26 protein-coding genes are annotated in these 24,044 nt (G+C 34.1%); 16 read left to right on the plus strand and 10 right to left on the minus strand.

Translation table 11 applies throughout. The annotated features are described in order from the left end of the window. Nucleotides 1-12 precede the first annotated feature (12 nt). The gene (locus ACXJH6_RS04775; RefSeq protein WP_456470622.1) at nucleotides 13-2,181 is read left to right on the plus strand and encodes an endonuclease MutS2; all 2,169 of its coding nucleotides are present in this window, start codon (nucleotides 13-15) and stop codon (nucleotides 2,179-2,181) included. A gap of 56 nt (nucleotides 2,182-2,237) precedes the next feature. Then, nucleotides 2,238-2,678 (plus strand): thioredoxin TrxC, encoded by a 441-nt coding sequence (gene trxC / locus ACXJH6_RS04780; RefSeq protein ID WP_456470623.1) that lies wholly within the window; start codon nucleotides 2,238-2,240, stop codon nucleotides 2,676-2,678. Here trxC and queA read toward each other — a convergent pair. The 3 genes from queA to gatC are packed head-to-tail and all read right to left on the minus strand — an operon-like array spanning nucleotide 2,673 to nucleotide 5,030. Next, entirely contained in the window at nucleotides 2,673-3,683 is a 1,011-nt protein-coding gene (gene queA, locus ACXJH6_RS04785) for a tRNA preQ1(34) S-adenosylmethionine ribosyltransferase-isomerase QueA (RefSeq protein ID WP_456470624.1), read from the minus strand. The genes trxC and queA overlap by 6 nt on opposite strands. Then, nucleotides 3,673-4,740: a type IV pilus twitching motility protein PilT gene (locus ACXJH6_RS04790; protein WP_456470625.1), complete on the minus strand. Its 1,068-nt coding sequence runs from the start codon at nucleotides 4,738-4,740 to the stop codon at nucleotides 3,673-3,675. The genes queA and ACXJH6_RS04790 overlap by 11 nt, the downstream gene beginning before the upstream one ends. Before the next feature lie 8 nt (nucleotides 4,741-4,748). Further along, the gene (gatC, locus tag ACXJH6_RS04795) at nucleotides 4,749-5,030 is read right to left on the minus strand and encodes an Asp-tRNA(Asn)/Glu-tRNA(Gln) amidotransferase subunit GatC (protein ID WP_456470626.1); all 282 of its coding nucleotides are present in this window, start codon (nucleotides 5,028-5,030) and stop codon (nucleotides 4,749-4,751) included. A gap of 43 nt (nucleotides 5,031-5,073) precedes the next feature. On the opposite strand from gatC, the gene hemL reads away from it, so the two are divergent. Beyond that, entirely contained in the window at nucleotides 5,074-6,336 is a 1,263-nt protein-coding gene (hemL, locus tag ACXJH6_RS04800; RefSeq protein WP_456470627.1) for a glutamate-1-semialdehyde 2,1-aminomutase, read from the plus strand. Next, entirely contained in the window at nucleotides 6,336-6,644 is a 309-nt protein-coding gene (locus ACXJH6_RS04805) for an AtpZ/AtpI family protein (RefSeq protein ID WP_456470628.1), read from the plus strand. Before hemL ends, ACXJH6_RS04805 begins: the two co-directional genes overlap by 1 nt. On the opposite strand, the gene ACXJH6_RS04810 is transcribed toward ACXJH6_RS04805, so the two are convergent. Both ACXJH6_RS04810 and ACXJH6_RS04815 read right to left on the minus strand, forming a co-directional pair. After that, entirely contained in the window at nucleotides 6,645-7,856 is a 1,212-nt protein-coding gene (locus ACXJH6_RS04810; RefSeq protein ID WP_456470629.1) for a type II secretion system F family protein, read from the minus strand. It abuts the gene before it with no gap. Continuing rightward, complete coding sequence (locus tag ACXJH6_RS04815; protein WP_456470630.1) at nucleotides 7,853-9,310, minus strand: GspE/PulE family protein; 1,458 nt, start codon at nucleotides 9,308-9,310, stop codon at nucleotides 7,853-7,855. The genes ACXJH6_RS04810 and ACXJH6_RS04815 overlap by 4 nt, the downstream gene beginning before the upstream one ends. Nucleotides 9,311-9,372: 62 nt before the next feature. Between ACXJH6_RS04815 and ilvC the strand changes: the two genes are divergently transcribed. Genes ilvC through ruvX form a run of 9 tightly spaced genes read left to right on the plus strand, consistent with a single transcriptional unit; the run spans nucleotide 9,373 to nucleotide 16,619 of the window. Beyond that, complete coding sequence (gene ilvC / locus ACXJH6_RS04820) at nucleotides 9,373-10,395, plus strand: ketol-acid reductoisomerase (RefSeq protein WP_456470631.1); 1,023 nt, start codon at nucleotides 9,373-9,375, stop codon at nucleotides 10,393-10,395. Between the two features lie 45 nt (nucleotides 10,396-10,440). Then, nucleotides 10,441-11,592: a hypothetical protein gene (locus tag ACXJH6_RS04825; protein WP_456470632.1), complete on the plus strand. Its 1,152-nt coding sequence runs from the start codon at nucleotides 10,441-10,443 to the stop codon at nucleotides 11,590-11,592. Beyond that, nucleotides 11,567-13,012 carry a tetratricopeptide repeat protein gene (locus tag ACXJH6_RS04830; RefSeq protein WP_456470633.1) on the plus strand — a complete coding sequence of 482 codons (1,446 nt, stop codon included), beginning with the start codon at nucleotides 11,567-11,569 and terminating at the stop codon, nucleotides 13,010-13,012. The genes ACXJH6_RS04825 and ACXJH6_RS04830 overlap by 26 nt, the downstream gene beginning before the upstream one ends. A gap of 26 nt (nucleotides 13,013-13,038) precedes the next feature. After that, nucleotides 13,039-13,848 carry a septum site-determining protein MinD gene (gene minD / locus ACXJH6_RS04835; protein WP_456470634.1) on the plus strand — a complete coding sequence of 270 codons (810 nt, stop codon included), beginning with the start codon at nucleotides 13,039-13,041 and terminating at the stop codon, nucleotides 13,846-13,848. Continuing rightward, nucleotides 13,845-14,078 (plus strand): cell division topological specificity factor MinE, encoded by a 234-nt coding sequence (minE, locus tag ACXJH6_RS04840; RefSeq protein ID WP_456470635.1) that lies wholly within the window; start codon nucleotides 13,845-13,847, stop codon nucleotides 14,076-14,078. The genes minD and minE overlap by 4 nt, the downstream gene beginning before the upstream one ends. Next, entirely contained in the window at nucleotides 14,075-15,070 is a 996-nt protein-coding gene (locus tag ACXJH6_RS04845; RefSeq protein WP_456470636.1) for a divergent polysaccharide deacetylase family protein, read from the plus strand. The genes minE and ACXJH6_RS04845 overlap by 4 nt, the downstream gene beginning before the upstream one ends. Continuing rightward, nucleotides 15,054-15,758 carry a DNA-processing protein DprA gene (locus ACXJH6_RS04850; protein ID WP_456470637.1) on the plus strand — a complete coding sequence of 235 codons (705 nt, stop codon included), beginning with the start codon at nucleotides 15,054-15,056 and terminating at the stop codon, nucleotides 15,756-15,758. Before ACXJH6_RS04845 ends, ACXJH6_RS04850 begins: the two co-directional genes overlap by 17 nt. Beyond that, nucleotides 15,736-16,260 (plus strand): DNA-deoxyinosine glycosylase, encoded by a 525-nt coding sequence (locus ACXJH6_RS04855; RefSeq protein ID WP_456470638.1) that lies wholly within the window; start codon nucleotides 15,736-15,738, stop codon nucleotides 16,258-16,260. Before ACXJH6_RS04850 ends, ACXJH6_RS04855 begins: the two co-directional genes overlap by 23 nt. Continuing rightward, nucleotides 16,233-16,619: a Holliday junction resolvase RuvX gene (gene ruvX, locus ACXJH6_RS04860; protein ID WP_456470639.1), complete on the plus strand. Its 387-nt coding sequence runs from the start codon at nucleotides 16,233-16,235 to the stop codon at nucleotides 16,617-16,619. Before ACXJH6_RS04855 ends, ruvX begins: the two co-directional genes overlap by 28 nt. Here ruvX and ACXJH6_RS04865 read toward each other — a convergent pair. The 5 genes from ACXJH6_RS04865 to ACXJH6_RS04885 all read right to left on the minus strand — a co-directional run bounded on the left by ACXJH6_RS04865 (nucleotide 16,602) and on the right by ACXJH6_RS04885 (nucleotide 20,921). Next, complete coding sequence (locus ACXJH6_RS04865; RefSeq protein ID WP_456470640.1) at nucleotides 16,602-17,444, minus strand: ketopantoate reductase family protein; 843 nt, start codon at nucleotides 17,442-17,444, stop codon at nucleotides 16,602-16,604. The two genes, ruvX and ACXJH6_RS04865, sit on opposite strands and share 18 nt — an antisense overlap. A 97-nt stretch (nucleotides 17,445-17,541) precedes the next feature. Continuing rightward, nucleotides 17,542-18,636, minus strand: a complete 1,095-nt coding sequence (gene trmA / locus ACXJH6_RS04870) for a tRNA (uridine(54)-C5)-methyltransferase TrmA (RefSeq protein ID WP_456470641.1) — start codon at nucleotides 18,634-18,636, stop codon at nucleotides 17,542-17,544. Between the two features lie 14 nt (nucleotides 18,637-18,650). Then, nucleotides 18,651-19,379, minus strand: coding sequence for a flagellar type III secretion system pore protein FliP (gene fliP / locus ACXJH6_RS04875; protein ID WP_456470642.1), 729 nt, complete (start codon nucleotides 19,377-19,379; stop codon nucleotides 18,651-18,653). Beyond that, nucleotides 19,376-20,146 (minus strand): OmpA family protein, encoded by a 771-nt coding sequence (locus ACXJH6_RS04880; RefSeq protein WP_456470643.1) that lies wholly within the window; start codon nucleotides 20,144-20,146, stop codon nucleotides 19,376-19,378. The genes fliP and ACXJH6_RS04880 overlap by 4 nt, the downstream gene beginning before the upstream one ends. Before the next feature lie 7 nt (nucleotides 20,147-20,153). Next, nucleotides 20,154-20,921: a motility protein A gene (locus ACXJH6_RS04885; RefSeq protein WP_456470644.1), complete on the minus strand. Its 768-nt coding sequence runs from the start codon at nucleotides 20,919-20,921 to the stop codon at nucleotides 20,154-20,156. A gap of 41 nt (nucleotides 20,922-20,962) precedes the next feature. Between ACXJH6_RS04885 and glmU the strand changes: the two genes are divergently transcribed. The 3 genes from glmU to ACXJH6_RS04900 are packed head-to-tail and all read left to right on the plus strand — an operon-like array spanning nucleotide 20,963 to nucleotide 24,043. Continuing rightward, the gene (gene glmU, locus ACXJH6_RS04890) at nucleotides 20,963-22,243 is read left to right on the plus strand and encodes a bifunctional UDP-N-acetylglucosamine diphosphorylase/glucosamine-1-phosphate N-acetyltransferase GlmU (RefSeq protein ID WP_456470645.1); all 1,281 of its coding nucleotides are present in this window, start codon (nucleotides 20,963-20,965) and stop codon (nucleotides 22,241-22,243) included. Then, nucleotides 22,240-23,382, plus strand: a complete 1,143-nt coding sequence (gene coaBC / locus ACXJH6_RS04895) for a bifunctional phosphopantothenoylcysteine decarboxylase/phosphopantothenate--cysteine ligase CoaBC (protein ID WP_456470646.1) — start codon at nucleotides 22,240-22,242, stop codon at nucleotides 23,380-23,382. The genes glmU and coaBC overlap by 4 nt, the downstream gene beginning before the upstream one ends. After that, nucleotides 23,363-24,043: a hypothetical protein gene (locus tag ACXJH6_RS04900; RefSeq protein ID WP_456470647.1), complete on the plus strand. Its 681-nt coding sequence runs from the start codon at nucleotides 23,363-23,365 to the stop codon at nucleotides 24,041-24,043. The genes coaBC and ACXJH6_RS04900 overlap by 20 nt, the downstream gene beginning before the upstream one ends. Nucleotide 24,044 lies beyond the last annotated feature (1 nt).

Consider the following 24,044-nt stretch of genomic DNA (forward strand, 5'->3'; position numbering starts at 1 on the left):
CAAGGAAGCTAAATGATAAAAAAACTGGATTTAAACGATTATATAGAAAAACTTTACAATCTTTACGCAAGAGAAAAAGAGTATTTTATTGAAGGAGATATCCGGAAAAATTACGAATATTTACAAAAACTCTCAAATAAAGATTTTAAAGCTCCTCCTCTAGTTAAACATCTTGATAGAGAAATTATGCATCTTAAAAAATTTGGTACCTTAAAACACGACCAGATTTTCGAATTTGTAAAAATAATAAACTATTTTAAATATTTAAAAAGCAGAAACTGGCCGGATTTAGCCGAGTGGTTTGACAAGATAAAAATTCCCGATGAAATCGAAAAAATATTAAAACACTACAATGAAAAAGGCGAAGTTGTCGGGTTTGAAGAAATTGATTTGATTAATGAAAAAATAAAAGAAAAAAAATCCCTAATCCGCCAACAGCTTTATAAATATTTAAATTCCAAAAAACTAGAGCCTTTCTTGGTCGACAGACAAATTCACCTGCAGCAGGGAGAAGAAACACTTCTTGTCAGAGGCGGATTTAACAAAGTCCTTGATGCGGAGATACTCGGAAGAAGCAGCAGCGGTTTTTTTTATGTATTTCCAAGAGGAATAGAAAAAATAAAAAAACAGCTTGACGAACTTGAAAGCGTCAAAGAAGAAAAACTATATGAAATTGCCAAAACGTTTAGTGAAACCCTTAGAAAATGGGTTAAATTTTTGGAATTTATCAATAAAGAATTTGATAAATTCGATGCACTACAAGCTCGTGTTTTTATGGCAAAAGACGAAAATCTTGAATTTATTATGCCCTCATTTAAAACAAAAAAGATGTATCTAAGAGATTTTTGCCACCCGGCGCTTAAAGAGTGCAAACCCATAAATCTTGAATGGGACAAACAGGTTTTAATTATTACGGGAGTAAACGCCGGTGGTAAAACCATGCTACTTAAATCAATTTTAAGTGCCGCTTTTATGAGCAAATACCTTCTTCCTATGAAAATAAGAGAAAACTCCGTAATTCCTCATTTTAAAGAGATAAAACCGATTATCGACGACCCTCAAAACGTAAAAAACGACATCTCTACATTTGCAGGAAGAATAAAGGAATTTAAAGAAGTATTCGGAAAAGAAAATCTGTTAATAGGCGTAGATGAAATAGAACTCGGTACCGACGCGAACGAAGCTGCAAGTTTATTTAAAGTGATAATTGAAGAGCTTATGAAAAAAAACCGTATCGTTATAACCACCCACCATAAACGCCTTGCCACCCTTCTTGCCCAAAATGAAGAAGTGGAACTCTTAGCCGCAATTTACGATGAAAAAAAACAAAAACCTACATATGAATTTATAAAAGGGACAATAGGTAAAAGTTACGCGTTTGAAACGGCAAAAAGATACGGAATTCCGCTGAATATCATTCAAAAAGCAAAACAGGAATACAGTGAGGATTTGGAAAAATTAGACTCTTTAATTGAAAAATCGGCACAATTAGAATTCGAGCAAAAACAAAAAATCAAAGAGCTTGAAAGCGAACTTGAAAGCGTAAAACTTCTAAAAGAATCGCTGCTGCGACAAAAAGAGGAATTTAACGAAAAAATCGAAAAAGAAAAAGAAAAACTGCTCCGTGAATATAATGCGGCTATTAAAGCCGCAAAAGAAGCGATAAAAGCAAAAGACATTAAAGACGCCCACAGAAAGCTAAACGAAGCCCATAAAATAAGAAGTAAAATAAAAATACAAAAAGAGGAAATCAAAAAAGAATTTAATATAGGAGATACTGTAAAATACGGAAACAGCGTTGGAACAATAATAGAACTTAAAGGCAAAAACGCATTAGTGGAATTTGACGGTAAAAAACTACTCATATCAAAATCGGCTCTTAAACCATATCTGGCACCGGTTAAAAAAACAACAAAGATCTATAAACCAAAACCTGATAAAATAGACGTAAAACTTGACCTGCATGGACTAAGACTTGAAGAAGCCATTGAAAAAACGGAAGAATATCTAAATAAAGCTGCACTTGCGGGACTTGAGGAAGTGTGGATTTATCACGGAATGGGTAAAGGGATTTTGGCAAAAGGAATTACAGAGCTTTTAAAAAATCATCCTTTAGTTAAAGAATTTAAAGACGCTCCATCCCATATGGGAGGATACGGAGCAAAAATAGTAAAGCTATAAGTTGACAAAAATAAACAAACTTGATACAATAGTACTAAAAATAATGGAGGGGAAATATGGAAACTATTGTAGTAGCATGTCCGCATTGTAAAAGTTTGAATAAATTACCGAAAAAAGACGAATATAAAAAAGCGGTATGCGGTGTTTGTAAAGGTAATCTGCTTGATAATAAACCTATAAAAATAGAAAATGCGGCTGAATTTGCCAAAATTATAAAAAACGTAACGGTTCCTGTTATTATTGATTTTTGGGCAGTATGGTGCGGTCCATGTCAGATGTTTGCACCTACATTTGAAAAAGTGGCGCAACAATATCCTTTAAAAGCAAACTTTTTAAAAGTAAACACTGAAGAAGTGCCTGAAGTAGCGGCACAGTTTGGCATTAGAAGCATTCCTACAATTGTTGCTCTAAAAGACGCTCAGGAAATTGACAGAGTAATGGGAGCACTGCCGGAATTTCAGTTTGCTATGTGGGTCGATAAAATCGTCAATTCATAATATCAGCATAGCATCGCCGTAACTGTAAAAGCGGTAATTTTTCTTTATCGCTTCTTCGTATATTTTAAGCGTTTTTCTCCTGCCTATAAAAGAAGCCACAAGCATAATAAGAGTTGATTTCGGAAGATGAAAGTTTGTTAAAAGATGGTTTACTCTTATTGGAGGATTTAAAGGATTTAAAAACAAATCACATTCCCCTGAAAGTTTTTTAGTTCTTGCATAATATTCTATAGTTCTCGTAGAAGTAGTCCCCACTGCCACAATTTCTTCATTTGAATCCAAAATCTCAGCGGTCTGTTTGGGAATTTCAAAAAATTCGCTGTGCATTTTATGCTCTCTTATATTCTCCACCTCTACAGGTTTAAACGTCCCGGCACCTACATGAAGAGTAAGATAGGCTTTTTTTTTGATTTTATTTAAAAGTTCGGGTGTAAAATGCAAACTTGCCGTCGGAGCCGCCACAGCACCCTCTTTTTTGGCAAAAACCGTTTGATATTCTCTCTCATCAAGCTTTTCGTCACTTCTTTTGATATAAGGAGGCAAAGGAATATGCCCAATATTTTCTAAAATTTTTACCAGTTCTAAAAATACAAGTTTTCTTCCGTTTTGAAAAAACTCCACTACCCTGCTTCCGTCTTCTAAAAGCTCTATAACCTCAGCTTCAAGCCCCTTATCAAATATCAGTCTTACTCCCGGCTTTACTTTTCCTCTGATATAAACTAAAAATTTATCCCCAAAAGGTCTGTTTAAAAGAAGCTCAACCCTGCCTCCTGTTTCTTTTTTGCCGAAAATTCTGGCTTTTATTACTTTTGTATCGTTAAAAATAAATCTTTTATCCCCCACAAAATCCAAAACATCCCTAAATACGCTGTGGATTATTTTATCTTCTTTTCTGTCGTATACAAGAAGTTTTGCACTGTCTCTTGGAGTTACTGGATATTTGGCTATAAGATGTTCGGGAAGGTTGTAATCGTAACTTCCAACCAGCAAATCTTTAGATTCCAAGCATTTTCCTTAATTCTTCGGGTTTGGTGGAATACGCCATAGCCGTCTCTTTGTCCACCACTCTCTCTCTTACCAGCTTAGCCAATACCTGATTCATAGTCTGCATACCCGTAGCTGTCTGATTAAGCTGCATTTGGGAGTAAATCTGCTGAATTTTATTTTCCCTTATAAGATTGGCTATTGCCGGATTATTTATCATAATTTCCTGAGCGGCAACTCTTCCTCCTCCTATTTTAGGTAATAGCACCTGAGCGATAACCGCCGCTAACGCCATGGAAAGCTGGGTTCTTATCTGGTCTTGTTCTTCTGCCGGGAAAACATTTACTATTCTGTTTATGGTCCGGTCAGCACTGTTTGTATGAAGGGTACCAAACACCAAATGTCCCGTTTCAGCCGCCGTAATAGCAGCGGCTATGGTTTCTCTATCCCTCATTTCCCCTATTAAAACAATATCGGGGTCCTCTCTTAAAGCCGCTCTTAGGGCATTTAAAAAAGATTTGGTATCTCTTCCGACTTCTCTTTGGGAAAATAGAGATTTTTTATGAGGATGCACAAATTCTATCGGGTCTTCTATGGTAATAATATGTTTATTATAATGTTCGTTAACTTCGTTAAGCATTGCGGCAAGAGTGGTAGACTTACCGCTTCCCGTAGGTCCCGTTACCAAAATAAGGCCTTTTTCCCTTTTAATAAGCTCTTTAAACACTTTCGGGGCGTTAAGCTCGTCAAGACTGAGCGGTCTTTCCGGAATAATCCTAAAAGCTGCGGCTAAATGCTCCCTTTCATAATAATAATTAGCCCTAAACCTGCTCACTCCCGGTATCTCAAAAGAAAAATCAAGTTCCAGATTTTCTTCAAGCTCGGCTTTTTGTTTTTCAGTTAAAACCGAATAACAAAGCTCTATAGTGTCTTCTCCTGAGAGTTTTGGAAGATTTAAAGGGGTAAGCCTCCCGTCAATTCTTAACATAGGTTCCGCATTGACAACTAGATGCAAATCGCTTGCTTTATAAGCTTTTATACTTTTTAAAAGCTGTTCAAGAGTATAGTTTAAAGCCATAATTTCCCTTATTCTATAATTTTAGGAACTATAAAATACCCGTCTTTGGCTTTTGGGGCATGAGCTAAAACATCTTTAACAATATCTGTTTTTACCGGTTCATCCTCTCTTAAAGGAGTCGGATTGTTTAAAGTGGAAAACGTAGCGTCTATATTTTCGGTGTCAAGTTCGTTTAGCATTTCCACAAATTCAACTATTTCAGCCAAATCTTTAGCCATTTTTTCTTTATCTTCAATTTCTATCATAGCTAATGTCTCAAGTCTTTTTATAAGTTTTTCATCAATTTTCATTTCAACCCTTTTTTTGTATAATTTTAACAAAAAAGGAATGAATATGGGAATTTTTCAACAAGCTCAACAATATATAGTAGGCGGTGTAAACTCACCTGTAAGGGCTTTTAAAAGCGTAGGCGGGGAACCTCCTTTTATCGAAAGAGGAAAAGGACAGTATATATGGGATATAGAAGGAAACAGATATCTTGACTATATTCAAAGCTGGGGACCGTTGATTTTCGGTCACTGCGACAACGATATAGAAGAAGCTATTATTGAAGCGGTTAAAAAAGGAGTAAGTTTCGGGGCTCCGACAAAAGTTGAAGTTGATTTGGCAAAAGAAGTGCTTGAGATGTTTCCTCATCTTGATTTAATAAGATTTGTGAATTCCGGAACGGAAGCTACAATGAGTGCTATAAGACTTGCCAGAGGTTATACCGGAAAAGATGACATTATAAAATTCGAAGGATGTTATCACGGGCACAGCGACGCTCTTTTAGTAAGTGCCGGAAGCGGGGCGGCAACGTTTGGCGTTCCAAGCAGCCCGGGGGTACCGGCCGATTTTACAAAACACACACTTTTGGCAAAATACAATGATATAAACTCTGTAAAAGAATGTTTTGAAAAAGGAAATGTAGGATGTGTAATTATCGAACCGATTGCCGGAAATATGAGCCTGGTTCCTGCCGATAAAGAGTTTTTAGAAGAACTTAGGGAGCTTTGCAACCATTACGGAGCCGTTTTGATTTTTGACGAAGTTATGAGCGGATTTAGAGCTTCACTTAGAGGAAGCTACGACGTTTACGGAATTAAAGCGGATATGGTAACATTTGGTAAAGTAATCGGAGGCGGAATGCCTGTTGGCGCTTTTGCGGGGAAAAAAGAAATTATGGAAAAGCTCTCACCCGTAGGTCCCGTATATCAGGCGGGAACGCTTAGCGGAAACCCTGTGGCTATGAGTGCCGGACTTGCCACTATTAAAAAACTTAAAAACAATCCTGAAATCTATAAAACGCTTGAAGAAAAAGCGAAAAAACTTATGAGCGGTTTTGAAAAAATTTCTAAAGAAAACGGGATAGATTTTAATTATAATGTAATAGGCAGTATGTTTGGATTTTTCTTTAATCCTAAACTTCCTAAAAATTTTGACGAAGTAAATGAATCCGATACGAAAAGATATGCTTCGTTTCATAATAAAATGCTAAAAGAAGGATTTTATTTTGCACCAAGCGCATATGAAACCGGATTTATCTGTACCCCTATGAAAGATGATGACATTCAAAACACAGTTGATGCTTATTCAAAAATAGCAAAAGAGATTTGATGAGCGAAAAAAAAGGCAAAATAGGAAAAACCATTGAGGGGGCCGAAAAACTCTCTTTGGGTATTTCCATCGTCGTAGCCGTGCTTATGGGCGTAGGCGTAGGATATTGGATGAAAAAAACATTCAATCAGGAATGGCTGCTTTGGCTTGGGGTATTCTGGGGTGTTGCCGCCGCTGTTATGAATATTAGAATTGAGTATAACAAACTCAAAAAAGAACTGGACAAAACGGCAAAAGACCCAAAATACAAAAACTATAAAATAAACAAAAAAGACGATGACGACATTTTAGAAGAGTTTGAAAAATAATCACATACCCCTTGCCGCGTTTGCCAAATCCCACATAGGCATAAAAACTCCAAGCGCCAATATCAAAACGATAAAACCGACCATCAAAAGCATAAAAGGCTCTATATAGGCGTTTAAGTTTTTAATCATAAAATCAAGTTTATCCTTATAATAAAAAGAGACCTGTGACATCATTTCATTAAGCTCTCCCGAATTTTCACCGGCGCTTATTATTTTAAGAGAAGCGGAATCAAAAAAAGAAACCCTTTTTAAAGAGCCGTAAAAACCTTTTCCTCTTTTTATATCCTCTATAACTTTTTCCGCTTTTAAAACTAAAAATTCGTTATTTAAAGAATTTTTTGCAAGAGTCAAAGATTCTATTAAAGAAATTCCCGAATTCATTAAAACGCTTATAACAAAAGCCATTTTATAATATTGGGAAAATAAAACCATTTTACCGATAAAAGGGATTTTTAATATAAATTTATCGACTTTTAACTTAAAAACTTTATCCTTTGCATATAAAAAGAAAAACAAAAAAGAAAGCGCCACAACAACAAATAAAATCAACGCTCCGTAATTTAAGACTATGTTTTTTATATCTAAAAGAAGTATAGTAAAAAAAGGCAAATTTGCATGTAATTTTTCAAATACTTTTTCAAATTTCGGCAACACCATAACAACAAGCACGTTAAAAGAAACAATCACAGACATAAACACCATCAAAGGATATCTTATTGAATTTAAAACCTCTTTTTTATTTTTAAAAAAATTTTCGTAAATTCTGACAAGTGTTTCAAAAGAAAAAGCCAAATCACCGGTTTTTTCGCCTACCTTTATAACAACAGGCGCCATATACCCCAAAACATAAGCGTATTTTTCAAAAACCAGGCTAATATTACGACCTCTCTCCAAAGAATAAAGACACTCTTTAAACATATCCCTCACAAGTCTGTTTTTAACATCCACTTCCTCAAAAGCCTCTTTTAATGAAAGCCCCGCTTTTAGCAAAACACCTACCCTTCTAAAAGAAGAAATTAAAACGGGATAATCCAGTTTATAAAAAGGTTTTAAACTAAGCTTAAAAGAGAATTTTTTTTTAACTTTTTCTATTTTTAAAATTATTTTGTCATTATCGTATCTAAATTTCTCTATAGCTTCTTTTTCATTTTCAGCTTCCAAAGTTACAGACTTTTTACCTCCGTCCCAGTAAAAAAGCCGGTAAACATTCATATATTAACCACTTTTATAAGTTCTTCAAGAGTTGTTTTTCCCTCAAAAACCTTAACAAGTCCGTCCTCAAATATAGATTTAAAATTTATTTTTTTCAAATATGTTTTAATATCGGCCCTGTTGCCTTTTATAATAAGTTTTTCCATATTCTCATCATTTAAAAAAATTTCCCCTATAACCTCTCTTTTATAAAACCCGCTCATATCGCATTTAATACAACCCCTGCTTTTATAAAACCGGGTATCAGAAGTAATTTTATCGGAAATAAGTTCAAGATAATTCTCTTTTGGCAAATATCTCTCCTTACAAAAAGGACAGTTTATTCTTATCAGCCTCTGGGACTGCACCCCTGCCAAAACGGCGGAGAGCATAAAGGGTTCTATTCCAAGATTTACCATCCGGTCTATAGCCCCTAAAGCATCGTTGGCGTGAATAGTAGAAAGCACAAGATGTCCGCTGAAAGCAGCCTTTAAAGCGATTTGCAGCGTCTTTAAATCCCTTATTTCCCCTATCATAATAATATCGGGGTCCTGTCTTAAAATATTTTTTAAAATATCCGCAAAGCCGAGTCCTATTTTTTCGTTTACCTGCACCTGCTGAACGTTTTCCAGTTTATATTCGACAGGGTCCTCCACAGTGATTATTTTATTTTCTATTTGGCAAAGCTCTTTTAAACACGCATATAAAGTGGTCGATTTTCCGCTTCCTGTAGGCCCACTTGACAAAAAAAGACCATAGCTTTTATTTAAAATCTTTTTTACACCATAAAGCAGCTCTTTACTAAAACCTATTTTTGAAAGTTTTGTTGAAACGTCTGTTTTATTCAAAATTCTTATAACCACGCTCTCACCCCAGATAGTCGGAAGGGATGAGACTCTTAAATCATATTCTCTTTTTTCTATTTTTATGCTAAAAGAACCGTCCTGCGGTCTTCTTTTTTCACTGACATTCATAGAGGCGGAAAGTTTTATCCTTGAAACAAGAGATTCAAACACACTCATATCAAACGATACAAACTCATAAAGGCTCCCTAGCAGTCTGAATTTTATTTTAGCTTTTGTTTCAAACGCTTCAAAATGTATATCGCTTGCTTTTTTCTCTACCGCTCTTTTTAAAATCAACTCCAAAAGTTTCAATACAAAATTGGATTTTTCGGTTTTATAACTCTCACTTTCAATCTTTACTTTTGATATAAGCTCTTTTAATTCCTCTTCTAAAAAAAGATATTTTATAATTTCATCCAGTTTGTCCGGAAGGATTTTTACCAGTTCAAATTCACATCCCGGAAAATATTCTCTGAAATAAACGTAAATATTACTGTTTTCGTATGTAGTGGCCAGTGTAATCTTATTGTTTTCCCTCTTTATCGGTACAGCCCTGCTTTTTGAAAAAACTTTTACCGGAATAGAAGGAGAGACAAGAACGGACGAAACTTCAATTTCATTTTGAGTCAAAAAAAGCCTTTTTTAAGATTATATCATTTATTTTGATATAATTTCAACAAAAAGGAGAATTAATGCCAACATTACCAATTTATTACGATAAAGACTGTGACATCAATATCATTAAAAACAAAAAAGTAGCTATGATAGGATTTGGAAGCCAAGGACACGCTCACGCTCTAAATCTAAGAGACAGCGGAGTTGATGTGGTGGTAGGACTCAGACCGGGCAGCAAATCATGGACAAAAGCGGAAAAACAAGGCTTTAAAGTACTTCCTGTAGCAGAAGCGGTTAAAGACGCAGATGTCGTTATGATTTTGCTTCCTGATGAAATTCAACCGGAAGTTTATTATAAGGAAATAGAGCCTAATTTAAAAGAAGGTGCCACTATAGCGTTTGGACATGGATTTAACATCCATTATAAATTAATCAAACCTAGAAAAGATTTAAACGTAATTATGGTAGCTCCAAAAGCACCTGGACATACAGTAAGAAGCGAATTTGTAAAAGGCGGGGGGATTCCTGATTTAATCGCGGTATATCAAGGGGGCGAAGAAGCTAAAAAACTGGCACTATCTTACGCAAGTGCAATTGGTGGAGGAAGAACCGGAATTATCGAAACTACTTTTAAAGACGAAACCGAAACGGACCTGTTTGGAGAACAAGCGGTATTATGCGGAGGAGTTACTTCTTTAATTAAAGCGGGATTTGATACTTTAACAGAAGCCGGATACGCTCCTGAAATGGCATATTTTGAATGTCTGCACGAATTAAAGTTAATTGTTGATTTATTATACGAAGGCGGTATGGCTAACATGAGATATTCAATCTCAAATACAGCTGAGTACGGAGATTATGTAAGCGGTCCTAGAGTAATCGGAGAAGAATCAAAAAAAGCGATGAAAGAAATTCTAAAAGAAATTCAAAACGGAAAATTTGCAAAAGACTTTATTCTTGAAAGAAAAGCGGGATATGTAAGAATGAATGCCGAAAGACAGCTTACAGAAGACAGTCTTTTAGAACAAACAGGAAAAGAACTTAGAAAAATGATGCCTTGGATTACTAAAAACAAAATTGTTAATCCGGAAGAAAATTAAAGTTTTTTCCTTCTCTTCCGATTTGGAAAATAAAAAGGAGAAATAATGAAAAAATTTTTAATCGGTCTTTCAATAGCCGCAAGTATGGGATTTGCAGCAAACCCTTCCATATCAAATGATAAACTTGGCGATTTTTTAATAGCTCCGGTATATCTGGCTCAACCTAATATCTGTACAAAAATAACCGTATTTAACACTAATACTACCCACTCTGTTTTGGCAAAAGTCGCTTTAAGAGAACAGATAGCTTCAAATGAAGTGGATTTTCCTATATTCTTAAGTCCGGGAGACGTATGGAGCGGGACAGTATGTAAAAGAGGAAATGAAGTGGTTTTAACCTCAAAAGACGACTCAAACCATCCTAAAATTTCAGCTCTTTTAGCAAAAGGAAAAAGTATAACGGCCCAAAGCATTAAAGCGGGACACAAAAACGTAGATTTTACAACGGGATATGTAGAAGTTTATCCTATAGCGGAATTTGACGAAGGTAAAGAAAAAAAAGTTGACAAAAGCGTTTTGGTTAAAAGATGGGATATGCTTATTAAAGGAAAATGCCCTTCAAATATAGTAAAAACAGGAGTTGACGGATATAGTCTTAGCGGAAATATAGCTTATGAAACAGCCAAAAGAGCAACGGTTATTTTACCTATGATAGCGTTTAAAGGAGCTCATGACAAAGTCTTAAGAGGAAGCGCTATTGCATACGGAAACGACACGGGACCTGATATTCTTCTTGGGACTAAGAAAAAATACCAAATTTTAAAACTTCTTCAACACAGCAAAGCTATGTTTACATACACAAATTACGGTAAAAATCAATATGTGGTATTTACATATCCTTTCGGATACGCAAAAAACCAGATAAGAAAATATAAAGTATCGGTAAGGGATATGAGTGAAAACAAAGACGCCAAAAAACAAGAAGTCGTAATTTTCTCTCCTACTCCAAAAATCAAACCTAAAAACAATTTTATGAAAAATGAAGTAGCCGTCCTTTCCGTAGCTGATATTATTTCAAAAACATCAAACCCTTCTATGTTTAAAGAGGGGCAAATTCAAATAGAAGATATTACAAATGTAACGGATGTTCAACTTGGAGCCGGTAAAAACGCATCTTTTATAGCAACTTATATTACGTTTGATAAAGAAAACAACAAACCTTACGTATTCAATGCAAGTTATATCCCTACTAAGTAAGCTTCTCTTTCTTTTTCCCCTTATTTTATGGGGATTTGACAAACTTTACGATTTAAACGAAAACGATTTTGAAATAATCCGGACAAAAAACAGTTATAAACTGATTTTAAAAAACCAAAAATATATCAACTATAAAGAAAGTTCGGGATTTAAATTTTTCCTGCCTTATTTTACAAAAGAATTTAATCTAAAAATCCTAAGATACAATTCAATAGGATATATAAACGGACTTATTTCCATGGACCGGTCTTTTTCGAAAGTTTTAAACATTTCACCGTCCGAACTTAAATATTATCTAACAGACTATTCTCAAAAAGACCAAAAAGAGCTGGACTATCTTTTAAAAGGCTATTCAATTCCTTATAAAATGCAAACGTCTCTTTCCATTGAAGCTTATAATATCCCGCGTAAAGTATATACCAGACTCAATAAATTTATCTATTTTAAAAAAATCCCCTTAAAAGAAAACAAACTTCAATATATTTTATACTCTTTTTATATAGTTTTGGATAAAAAACCTTTGGATAAATATATAAAAACAAATTATCCCTCCTCAAAAGATTATATTAAAACATTTTTAAAAAACATTGGGGAAATCAACCTTTCGGCTCAAAAAAAGAAAAAATCTTTAAAAAAAACTCAAAAAAAACAGGCAAAAAAAAAGAAAACACCACCTTTTAGACTTGTTCTTAACAGAATTCATATTATGAAAGAATACGGATACCAATACACCCCTATAAAAGCTGATTTAAAAGGAATTGAGAAATTCAAAAAAGACATAATATCAAAACTTGAAAAAACAAAAGAAAAATTAGAAACGCTTAACCAGACTATCTTAATAAAACCTCAGGATGAAATAGAAAACATAACCGAATATATAGATGAACTAACAGACGATATAAATTACGCCTCTTTAAAATTAGAACTTGAAAAATGCACTTTTAACCCGGAAAAGATAAAAAGAGAGTGCTTTAAAAATCCTCAATATTTTCAAAATTACATCTATTTTTCTATAAAAAAAGACACCCTGCCCCAAAACGAAACCATACTTGCTTACGGAGATTACAAAACCTTTAACGACGTAGGAAAATATTTTTATGAAAAAGGAGATTTACAAAAAGCCGAAATCTATTTAAAAAAAGCCTATATTCTAGCCCCTGAAAAAACAATCCCGGCACACAATTTAAGCGTATTATATGCCACCAGGTCTGATATATACGATTCTAAAAAAATCATAAAATATCTAAAAGAGTCAAATCTGAGTGTAGATTATTATAATCTTGGAGTATATTATTATTTAGGTTTAGGGGTAAAAGAGAGCGATAAAAAAGCAAGAGAATATTTTGAAAAAGCTCAGGAAATCCCCTATGCTAAATACAATCTAAATATTATGAAAAAATACAAAATCGGCATAAAATGATATAATTTCATAAAAAAGGACATATCTTGGCAGAAGTTATTACAGTCACCAGCGGAAAAGGGGGGGTAGGAAAATCCACCACTACCGCAAATATAGCAACCGCCTTGGCAATGCTTGGGAAAAAAACGGTTGCTGTAGATTTCGATATAGGTCTTAGGAACCTTGATATGATATTAGGGCTGGAAAACCGTATTGTATATGACGTGGTAGACGTTATGGAAAACAGATGTAACTTAGCCCAGGCCGTTATCAAGGATAAAAGAACGGCCAACCTTCATTTTTTACCTGCAAGCCAGACAAAAGACAAAACGGTACTTGAGAAAGAAAAAGTAGAAAAACTTATTAATGACTTAAAAAAAGAATTTGATTATATTTTAATCGATTCTCCGGCTGGAATAGAAAGCGGATTTGAACATGCGATTTATCTGGCGGATAGAGCCTTGATAGTCACAACTCCCGAAATAAGCTCTGTAAGAGACGCAGACAGGGTTATAGGAATAATCGATGCAAAAAGTAAAAAAGCAGCCCTTGGAGAAGAAGTTCAAAAACACATTATTATAAACAGAATAAAGCCTGAGCTGGTGGAAAAAGGCGAAATGCTCTCAACTGAAGACGTACTTCATATTTTAGCACTCCCTTTAATAGGAATAGTTCCTGATGATGAAGAAATAGTAAAATCAACAAACTTAGGAGAGCCTATAGTATTAAATGAAAAATCGCTTGTTGGAGAAGCCTTTAGAAGAATAGCCAGAAGAATTAACGGAGAAGAAGTGGAATTTTTGGATTTAAAATCAAAAAAAGGATTTTTCGAAAAACTTAAAGGACTTTTCACATGAGCTTTTTTGATATTTTTAAAAAAAAGAAATCCAAAGATGTTGCAAAAGATAGACTTATGATGATGCTAGCCTACGAAAGAGCTTCAACAAAAATAGACAATCTTGAAGAAATGAAAAAAGAACTTATAGGAGTAGTAAAAAAATATTTAAAAGTCAAAGATATAGAAATTAAAAGCTCATCCAACCAGGATATAGAAACTTTAGAAGTGGAAATTATTTTAGAAAAATGAAAAAAAGAAAAATCAAACACAAAAAAAGCTCAAGCTCCCTTAAATATCTGGTATTTTTTCTTATTATAGCAGTATTTTCATTAAGCGGGGTACTTATTTATCTTATAATAGAAAAGCAGAATAAAGAACAGATTTTAAAACAGCAGTTAATTCAAAAAGAACAGGCCCTAAAAATACTCCGGCAAAAAGTTTCATCACTTGAAAAAAACCTAAAAAAAGAACACACAGAAGAAAAATATCAACATGAATATTCAGAAATTCAAGATTATGAAAGTGCTTCTAAACTGGTGCTTCCCGTATTATCAAAACCAGAAAAAAAAATAATTACCATAACCCCTAAACACGAAAAACCAAAACTAGTGATAATAATAGACGATATGTCTTACCGGTATCAGGTCAAACTTTTAAAAGAAATTCCTTTTAAAATAACGCCTTCTTTTTTCCCACCGACAAAAAGCCACCCAAATACAGCAATATACGCAAACCGTTTTACCCATTATATGGTCCATCTCCCAATGGAAGCTCTTAATTATTCAAGACCGGAACCTAACACCCTGAACGTTGGAGATTCATACGCAAAAATAGAAAACAGAATTAAAGAGATAAAAAAAATATTTCCAAACGCAAAATTCATAAATAATCATACAGGAAGTAAATTTACCGGAGATTACCAATCTATGTATTTTCTTTTTAAAGCTTTAAAAGCCCATAATCTTGGATTTGTCGATTCAAGAACAACTCCTAAATCCAAAGCTGCGGAAGTTGAAAAAAGAATAAAAATACCCATGTTTTCCAGAAACATATTTTTGGATAACAAAGAAGAACCTTCTTACATAAGAAACCAGCTTAAAAAAGCCGTTAAAATAGCAAAAAAATACGGTTACGCAATAGCTATCGGACACCCTCACAAAATAACGCTTACAACGCTTAAAAACTCAAAAGACCTGTTATCTCAGGTAGAAGTGGTATATATAGATGAACTTAAAAATTGAAACAGAAGGTTTTAGCCTTTATTATAAAGGAAAAAAAGAACTTTTACAAAAACCTAAAATAGCAATTATAGGAAGCAGAAAAGCATCCAAATATTCAAAAGAAATCACCTATATCCTGGCAAAAAGATTATCAAAAAAATTTGTAATAATCAGCGGAGGAGCACTGGGCATAGACACTGAAGCCCATAAAGGCTCTTTTCCAAATACCATCCTGGTATCCCCCTCCTCACTTGAGAAAATATATCCAAAATCAAACGAAACGCTGATAAAATCCATATATAAAGAAGCTTTAGCAATAAGCGAATACGAAAAAGACTTTTCTCCAAAAAAATATACCTTTATTCAAAGAAACAGAATTATTGTTTCTTTATCAGATATGGTTATAATTCCCGAAGCCGAAATAAAAAGCGGAAGTATGAGAAGTTTTGAATGGGCGGAAAAATTTGGCAAAAAAGTATACGTAATTCCCCAAAGACTTGGTGAAAGCGGAGGTACGAGATATCTGGCAGAAACCAACAAAGCACAGGTTATTTGGGATATGGAAGAATTTTTAAATTCACTCGACATCAATAAAAAAACACAGTATTTAAGTTTAAACGAGGCCTTAAAAAAATACGGCAATATACTTTACGAAATGGAGCTTGAAGGAAAAGTGGAGATAAAAAATGGAAAAGTCTATTTTAACTGATACATTAAAACACCCTTTTAAACCTATAATAGACAACAAAAGTAATATTTTAATATTAGGAACGTTTCCTTCCATAAAATCTTTTGAAAACAGTTTTTACTATTCCCATCCGAAAAACCAGTTTTGGGATATTTTAGCTACTGTTTTTAACGATAAAAAACCTTCATCCAATCAGGAAAAAATAAAATTCTTAAAAAAACATAAAATAGCTTTATGGGATACTGTTTGCGAATGCAAAAGAAAAAAAGGAAACTCCAGAGACGATAACCTAGAAATAATAAAACCCTGCGACATAGAAAAATTATTAAAAAAATACCCCAACATCAAAAAAATTGCCGTTACTTCCAGAATTGCCGAAAAAGTTATCAAAAAGCACTTTAAAAACTCTCCATTTTCTATTCTCAATTCTCCATTATATTTACCAAGCCCAAGCCCTCTAAATGCCAGACAAACATTACAACAAAAGGCGGAAATATGGAAAAAATTATTGCTATCGACGTAGGATTAAAAAGAATAGGAGTGGCTTATACGCCAAATAAATCCGTTGTAATACCTTTAAACGCCATTATAAGAAAAAACAGAAACCAGGCCGCTGAAGAAGTCGCACAAGTTCTTAAAGAATATAAAGCAGATATATTAGTTGTAGGAATACCCAAAACAAATGAAGAAATGAGCAAAAGAATTAAACATTTTGTAAATTTAATAAATTTTGAAGGGAAAATAGTGTTTGAAGACGAAAGTTTTACAAGCGCTATTGTGGAAGAAGAAATCAAAGGAAAGATAAAACATAAAAGAGACGGCAGAATAGATTCATTAGCCGCTAAAAAAATACTTGAGAGTTATTTAAAAAGATTGTCTTAGTTTTAACCTTTTATAAAATTTCTTTATAAATTCGCTTTTAGAAGCTAAGAAACCTGTAATATTATCGACTTCTGTTTTTTCCCCTTTTTCAAAATCTATCTGCATACTCATTTTGCTTTCATAAGGAATATTTAAAGCCTGTTTTATCACCTTTTCTTTTTCTTCTTTTAAGTCCGCTCCATAAAATTTTGCAATTTTGATAACCTCATCTAAAAATTTTTCAACCTCTTCCCTTTTATGCTCCATAATCCAACCTGTAGGCTTCTTATAAAAACTTTGCAACGTGGCAAACGTGGATATAAAAAGATATTTTTTCCAGATGTCTTTATCAATTTCTTTTGAAAACTTAACTTTCAAATCTTTACACGGTTTAAAAAGGTTTTTTAAAACTTCATCATCTTCAAGACACAAATAAAAAAGAGAGGTCTTTTTATGTATAACGTTTATATCCGCTTTATTCGAAAGGATATAAATACAAGCCTTAATAAATTTAGCGTTAATATTTTTAAATTTTTCAAAATGGCCTATTCCGTTTAAAACGGGAACTATCCTGGTATGAATATTATAATGGCCTTCTATTTCTTCCAATACTTTATCAAGATGATACGCTTTAGTTGTAATAAAAATCACATCATAAACACCTTTTATACCAACGTTTGGAAAAACAGTATCCTCTTTATCAACATCTATTACTTTAAGACCGTTTTTTCGTATCATTTCATTTGTTTTAGAAGTCGCAAAAACATCTATATCATATCCGCATTTAATAAGTTTATAAGCCAGATATCCGCCTACCCCGCCTACTCCGACAATCAATATTTTCATTTTTTCTTCCTTATCTTATCTCCTATAATTACCCCTATAGTTATTCCCAAAAACAATAACACTAAAAAAATTTCACCCACTATATCTTTAAACTCTATCATCTCTCAAGGACTACCCCGCATTCCATATGATTTGTATAAGGAAACTGGTCAAAAAAAGCAAACGCTTTTATTTTTCTGTTTTTTGCCAGGGTTTCCAAATCTCTTTTTAAAGTTTCGGGATTACATGAAATATAAATAATATTGTCAAATTCGTTTACAAATTCTCTTGATTTACTATCAAGTCCCGCCCTTGGAGGGTCTATAAGAACATTTTTTAAATCATAAGAAGCTAAAAGAGGTGAATTTTCTTTTTTTAACTGCGAAAACTCAGCGGCACTCATAGCCAAAAAAGTAATATTGTTTCTGTCATTAATATCGGCGTTATATGTAGCCGCTTCAATAGATTCTTTATTTATTTCGGTGGCTATTACTTTATTGAAATTTTCACTAAGAGGTATTGTAAAGTTTCCGTTCCCGCAATACAGCTCAACCAAATCCCCTTTTAAATGCTTTGAATTTTTAAGGGCCCATTCAATCATCTTTTGGTTCATTTCTCTGTTAGGCTGTGAAAAAGTATTTTCTATTATCTTATATTTATAAGTTTTTCCGTTTATATTTAATTCTTCTATAAGATAATTTTTATCAAAAACTAACTTTCTTCCCTTTTTCCTTACAATAAAATCCACATCTTGAAACTTGTCTTTTAATTTTTTAATATCTTCGGCAATGCTTTCATCCACCTTTTTATGGTAAATAAGCGTAACGATAAGCTCGCCCTTTGAATTGCTTAAAAAATCAATTTCATAAAGCTTAAATCTTAAATTTTCGTTTTTTTCTATCTCCTTTAAAAGAGGGGTCATAATCTCATATATAGCTTTATCAACTATTTTACACTCTTCAATAGGAATAACCCCTCGTCCTTCTTCTTTTCTTTTTTTCATAGCATAAAAGCTTTTATCGCCTTCATGCCAAATCCTAAACTCCGCACGAGCTCTAAAATGTTCGTCACTGCCGTAAACAACTTCAATTTCAGGAATATCAAAACCGCCGAACATCTCTTTTAAACGTTCTTTTTTTATCTCAAGCTGTTTTTTATAAGGTATTTCCCATAAAACACAGCTTCCGCATTTTCCAAAACTACTGCAAATCATATTTCTCCTTTAAACTATTTAAAACTCCGCACAAGTCCTAAAATAATCAAATTCCACCCGTCAACCAGTACAAACACCAATATTTTAAAAGGTAATGATATCATAACGGGAGGCAGCATCATCATACCTAAACTCATAAGAATAGAACTGACCACCATATCTATAACCAAAAAAGGCAAAAACAACAAAAAACCTATTTCAAAAGCCGTTTTCAGCTCACTTATCATAAAAGCAGGCACCAAAATGCTAAGAGGCACATCGTCTATTGTTTTTGGATTTGGCAGCTTTCTTATTCTAAAAAAAAGAGCCAAATCTTTTTCGCGGGTATTTTTTAACATAAACTTTTTAAAAGGTTTAACGGCTCTATTAAAAGCCTCTTCATATCCTATTTTTTCTTCCATATAAGGCTTTATTCCGTTATCATACGCCTGCTTTGCATAAGGCTCCATAATAAAAAAGGTAAGAACCAAAGCCAAAGAAACCAAAAGCGTCGTAGGAGGAGACTGAGGAGTTCCCATAGCCTGCCTTAAAAAACCAAAAACCACCAACAGCCTTACAAAAGAGGTCATAACAAGAACGATACTTGGAGCCAACACCAAAAAAGTCATTAAAACAGCTACATTTAAAGCCGTTACAAGCTGTTTCGGACTTTCCGGCGCGCTTAAAGAGAGATTAACGGTAGGTATTTGAGGGGCCGCCGCAAAAACTACAAACGGCAGCAAAAGAACTAAAACTTTTTTCATTTTCCTGTTTTATCCAAAACGGATTTTTGTATTTTTTCCTGATTTTTCTTTGCAAAAAACCATATCTCAACCCTTCTGTTTTTTGCTCTTCCCTCAGGCGTTGCATTGGAAGCCACAGGATGATACTCCCCGTATGCTGCTGCACTCAGCTGTTTCGGATTTACCCCGTCTTTTATTAAAATCTTAAGCACACTTAAAGCCCTAGCGGCACTAAGTTCCCAGTTATCGGCATAAGGCGAATTTTTAGGCGGAGGCGTGTTATCCGTATACCCTCTTACCTGTATTTCAACATTTTTAGGAAGATATTCTTTTATAATAAGAGCTATTCTTTTTAAAAACAGTAAAGCATCTTCATTGGTTATCTGAGCGCTTCCGGGAGGAAACGTAATATCCGCCGGAAGTCTTATAAAAAAGCCTTCTTCCCCTTCTTCCAACACAATCGCCGGCCCTTTTCCTCCCGCCGTAAACTGTTTAAATTCAGCAATAGCGCTTGAGAGTCTGTTTACGGTTTCGGATGTTTCTTCCGTTTTTTGAATAGGGGTGGCTTTTTGTATTCTCTCACGGCTTACTTCAGTCTGAGTTCCCCCCTCAAGAACACTTAAAGCCCCTGCTAAAGAACCTATGGCTTCTTTAACTTTTTTGGCATCCATTGTGGACATAGAAAGCAGCAAAACGAAAAAACATAAAAGAAGACTCATTAAATCCCCAAATGTAGCCAACCATCCGGGCATACATTTAGGACATTCGCATTTACATTTTTTAGCCATTTTTCACCTATTCAAATTGGGATTTTCTCTCACTAGGAGGTAAGAAACTAAGCAGTTTTGCTTCAAGCGTTCTTGGATTGTCTCCTGCCTGAATGGACATAATTCCTTCTATTATCATAGTTTTTGCCAAAATTTCATCATCGTTTCTCAGACCGAGCTTATTAGCAATTGGTGTTCCGAAAATATTACCTATCATCGCCCCGTAAAGAGTCGTCAAAAGCGCAACCGCCATCGCCGGACCGATAGCTGAAGGGTCTGACATGTTAAGAAGCATAGCAACAAGTCCGACAAGCGTTCCAATCATCCCCATCGCCCCGGCAAGCCCTGCCCAGTTATCAAAAATAGCCGCCATTTTTTTATGTCTTGCATCCGTTTGTTCGATATCAATTTCTAAAAGTTCCCTTATAGTATCGGGTTCGTTTCCGTCAACGGCCATTGAAAGTCCTTTTTTCAAAAATTCATCTTCTTCGTTAGTTGCCGCCTGTTCAAGAGACAAAATTCCATCCCGTCTTGCTTGCGTAGCGTAATCTACAAGTTTTTTTATCAGTTCTTCATAATTTGGCTGATAAGTAGGTTTTACGGCTATCATAAACACCTTGGCAAATTTCGTCATCATTTCCATTTTATTACCAATAAAAAGAGTCATAATAGACCCCAATACAACAATTAAAACAGATTGAACGTCAATATAAGGACCAATTCCAACCCCCATAGCCATTGCGGCAATAATCAGACCAAGAGCCCCGACTATTCCTATGACTGTTGCTAAATCCATTAACTTCCTTTTGGTATAATTTTGTAAAAAAAGGATAAACTATGCAAATAGTTATATTAGCCGCCGGTAAAGGCACTCGTATGAAAAGCAAATCGGCAAAAGTCATTCATACTTTATGTAACAAACCGATGATAGAATATATAATTGAAGAATCTTTAAAACTGACTCCTCATCTCGACGTTATATTAAATCATCAATTCGAAACTGTTAAAAGTATTGTATCAAAATATCCTGTAAATATCATTAAACAGGACCTGAAAAATTTTCCAGGAACGGGCGGAGCGTTAAAAGAAGTTTCTTTTAAAGAAGACAAAATCTTAGTTTTAAACGGGGATATGCCACTTATTAAAGCCGAAGAGCTTAAAAAATTCGAAAGCAAAAACGCCGATATCGTTATGAGCGTTATGAAACTTGATAATCCTGAGGGATACGGAAGAGTAGTTATAAAAAACGGAAAAGTTAAAAAAATAGTAGAACAAAAAGACGCCAACGAAGAAGAACTGAAAATTCCTTACGTAAATGCCGGCGTATACCTGTTTAAAAAAGAAGTCCTTGAAAAATATCTGCCAAAACTCTCAAACCAAAACGCTCAAAAAGAGTATTATCTAACAGACATTATAGAAATGGCGGTAAAAGACGGTTTGGAAATAGAGGCTATAGAAGTGGATGAAGAAAACTTCAGGGGGATAAATTCAAAAAAAGATTTAGCTTATGCAGAAGAGATTATGTGTAAAAGAATAAAAGAGTTTTGGATGCAAGAAGGCGTTATTATGCATCTGCCAAATACCATTTTCATAGATGCAAACACCACCTTTTTAGGAGAATGCGAAGTCCATAGCGGATGCGTTATTAAGGATTCGACTATAATAGAAAGCGAAATAAGACCCTTAAGCGTTATTGAAAGCGCCGTTATTAAAAATTCAGGAGTCGGTCCTATGGCCAGAATAAGACCAAAAAGCGAACTTATAGATACGCACATAGGAAATTTCGTAGAAGTAAAAGCTTCTAAACTAAAAGGCGTAAAAGCCGGACATCTGAGTTATCTAGGAGATAGTGAAATAGAAGAAGGAACAAATATAGGAGCCGGTACAATTACATGTAATTACGACGGAAAAGCAAAATATAAAACAAAAATAGGAAAAAACGTATTTGTCGGCAGCGACACTCAGCTTATCGCTCCCGTTATTATTGAAGACGATGTAATAATAGCGGCCGGAAGCACCGTAAATAAAGACGTAAAAAAAGGAGAACTCGCAATAAGCAGAGCTCCTCTAAAAATTATTAAAGATTTTTATTACAAATTTTTCGGGAGAAGAGATTGAAAGTATTAATAGGAGTAACGGGAAGTATCGCTATTTATAAAACCTGCGAGCTTATAAGGCTTTTTATAAAAAGAGGAGATGAAGTAAGGGTTGTTATGAGCAAAGCGGCCTCAAAATTCATAACTCCCCTTACATTCGAAGCCCTTACAAGAAATAAAGTATTAATAGAAAAAAACGAAAACTGGGCAGGAGAGCTCAATCATATAGATTACGCCAAATGGGCGGATATTTATATTATAGCCCCCGCCACCGCAAATACGATAAACAAAGCTGCAAACGGAATAGCGGATAATCTTTTGCTTCAAACATATCTTGCTACAAAAGCCCCGGTCCTTTTCGCACCGGCTGCAAACACCCATATGTATATTCACCCGACAACCCAGAGCAGTTTTAAAAAACTAAACATTATAGAAGCAAATGCGGGACTTTTAGCCTGCGGAGATGAAGGTATTGGAAAAATGGTCGAACCTGAAGAAATATTTTTAAGGGCATTGCGTGAAGTAAATAAAGAAGAGTTCTGGAAAGGAAAAAAAGTAGCGGTAACTGCCGGGGGAAGTATAGAAAAAATAGACGACGTAAGATTTATAAGCAACTTTTCCAGCGGAAAAATGGGAGAAGCTCTGGCAAAAGCTTTTTATATCAAAGGAGCGGATGTAACGCTTATATCAAGTAAAGAACATAATTTAAGCAAAGAAATAAAACAGATAAAAGTCCAAAGCACCGAAGATTATTTAAAAGCGATATTAAAAGAAAATCCTGATTATCTAATAATGGCAGCCGCCATTGCCGATTTTAAACCGAAATATACGCCCGGAAAAATAAAAAAAGAACAAATAGGCGAAAAAATGATACTTAAGATGGAAAAAAATATAGACATATTGGAATCTCTTAAAAAGAAAAAATTTAAACGCATAGGGTTTAAAGCCGAAAGAGATGAAAAAAATGCGCTCAGATACGCAAAACAGTCCTTAAAAAAGAAAAATCTAGACGCCGTATGTCTAAACCTTCTTACAAGAAACGATTTCGGAAGCGATGAAAACGAGATAATTTTTATCACAAAAGAAAAAACGGAAAAATTTCCTCAAGACAGTAAAGAAAATATAGCTTTTAGGATAGCGGATGCCGTTAAACATATCTAAAGTAGGAAAAGTTTTAAAAACCCTTAACAGATTAAACACACCAACGGAATTTAACGCAACACTACCGGTAAAAGTTGAAATAAAAAAAGAAATAAACCCCATTACGTACCTGATAAAACTCGGAAACAGGGAAACAGAAACAAAAAGCTATATTCCTTTAGAAGTAGGCAAAAAATATCTCGCGCAGATAAAAGAGTTTAAAAACAGAATTCAGATAACCAATTTAAAAGAACTTCCCAAACTTATGGAAATTCTTGAAAAAACAAATATCCCCGAAGGTTTTAAACATTATAATAAAAAGGAAATTTTAAAACATCTTTCAATTTCAAAAGACAAAAACGAATTTATGTTTTTTGCAAATCTTTTGCTGGCACTGGAAAAAGAAATATATCATCTGAGTATAAAAGAAAATAATAAAAAGTCTCTTATGCAGTATAAATATACGAAAAATAAGGTATCATTTTATTCAGTATTTTCAAACCTAGGAGAAATAGAAGGAGAAATATTTTCTTACAAAGCCGTTATAATTTCTCCTTATAAAAACGTAATAGAACTTATAAAACATCATAAAAAAGAGATAGAGCTGGAAATAAAGACAATTTTAAAAGAACCAAAACCCCTGTACGAGTTTAAAAACTCTTTACTTGATTTAAAGGTATAAA

The sequence above is a fragment of the Caminibacter sp. genome (assembly GCF_053999135.1).

Coding starts and splice junctions, on each gene's coding strand:
- hemL (WP_456470627.1), top strand. CDS start 5,074: ATGGGAATTTTTCAACAAGCTCAACAATATATAGTAGGCGGTGTAAAC.
- ruvX (WP_456470639.1), top strand. CDS start 16,233: ATGGAAAAAATTATTGCTATCGACGTAGGATTAAAAAGAATAGGAGTG.
- ACXJH6_RS04825 (WP_456470632.1), top strand. CDS start 10,441: ATGAAAAAATTTTTAATCGGTCTTTCAATAGCCGCAAGTATGGGATTT.
- ACXJH6_RS04810 (WP_456470629.1), bottom strand. CDS start 7,856: ATGAATGTTTACCGGCTTTTTTACTGGGACGGAGGTAAAAAGTCTGTA.
- ACXJH6_RS04830 (WP_456470633.1), top strand. CDS start 11,567: ATGCAAGTTATATCCCTACTAAGTAAGCTTCTCTTTCTTTTTCCCCTT.
- fliP (WP_456470642.1), bottom strand. CDS start 19,379: ATGAAAAAAGTTTTAGTTCTTTTGCTGCCGTTTGTAGTTTTTGCGGCG.
- minE (WP_456470635.1), top strand. CDS start 13,845: ATGAGCTTTTTTGATATTTTTAAAAAAAAGAAATCCAAAGATGTTGCA.
- ACXJH6_RS04855 (WP_456470638.1), top strand. CDS start 15,736: ATGGAAAAGTCTATTTTAACTGATACATTAAAACACCCTTTTAAACCT.
- gatC (WP_456470626.1), bottom strand. CDS start 5,030: ATGAAAATTGATGAAAAACTTATAAAAAGACTTGAGACATTAGCTATG.
- glmU (WP_456470645.1), top strand. CDS start 20,963: ATGCAAATAGTTATATTAGCCGCCGGTAAAGGCACTCGTATGAAAAGC.
- ACXJH6_RS04885 (WP_456470644.1), bottom strand. CDS start 20,921: ATGGATTTAGCAACAGTCATAGGAATAGTCGGGGCTCTTGGTCTGATT.
- ACXJH6_RS04775 (WP_456470622.1), top strand. CDS start 13: ATGATAAAAAAACTGGATTTAAACGATTATATAGAAAAACTTTACAAT.
- ACXJH6_RS04865 (WP_456470640.1), bottom strand. CDS start 17,444: ATGAAAATATTGATTGTCGGAGTAGGCGGGGTAGGCGGATATCTGGCT.
- ACXJH6_RS04805 (WP_456470628.1), top strand. CDS start 6,336: ATGAGCGAAAAAAAAGGCAAAATAGGAAAAACCATTGAGGGGGCCGAA.
- ACXJH6_RS04790 (WP_456470625.1), bottom strand. CDS start 4,740: ATGGCTTTAAACTATACTCTTGAACAGCTTTTAAAAAGTATAAAAGCT.
- ilvC (WP_456470631.1), top strand. CDS start 9,373: ATGCCAACATTACCAATTTATTACGATAAAGACTGTGACATCAATATC.
- trmA (WP_456470641.1), bottom strand. CDS start 18,636: ATGATTTGCAGTAGTTTTGGAAAATGCGGAAGCTGTGTTTTATGGGAA.
- ACXJH6_RS04900 (WP_456470647.1), top strand. CDS start 23,363: ATGCCGTTAAACATATCTAAAGTAGGAAAAGTTTTAAAAACCCTTAAC.
- trxC (WP_456470623.1), top strand. CDS start 2,238: ATGGAAACTATTGTAGTAGCATGTCCGCATTGTAAAAGTTTGAATAAA.
- ACXJH6_RS04845 (WP_456470636.1), top strand. CDS start 14,075: ATGAAAAAAAGAAAAATCAAACACAAAAAAAGCTCAAGCTCCCTTAAA.
- ACXJH6_RS04850 (WP_456470637.1), top strand. CDS start 15,054: ATGAACTTAAAAATTGAAACAGAAGGTTTTAGCCTTTATTATAAAGGA.
- ACXJH6_RS04880 (WP_456470643.1), bottom strand. CDS start 20,146: ATGGCTAAAAAATGTAAATGCGAATGTCCTAAATGTATGCCCGGATGG.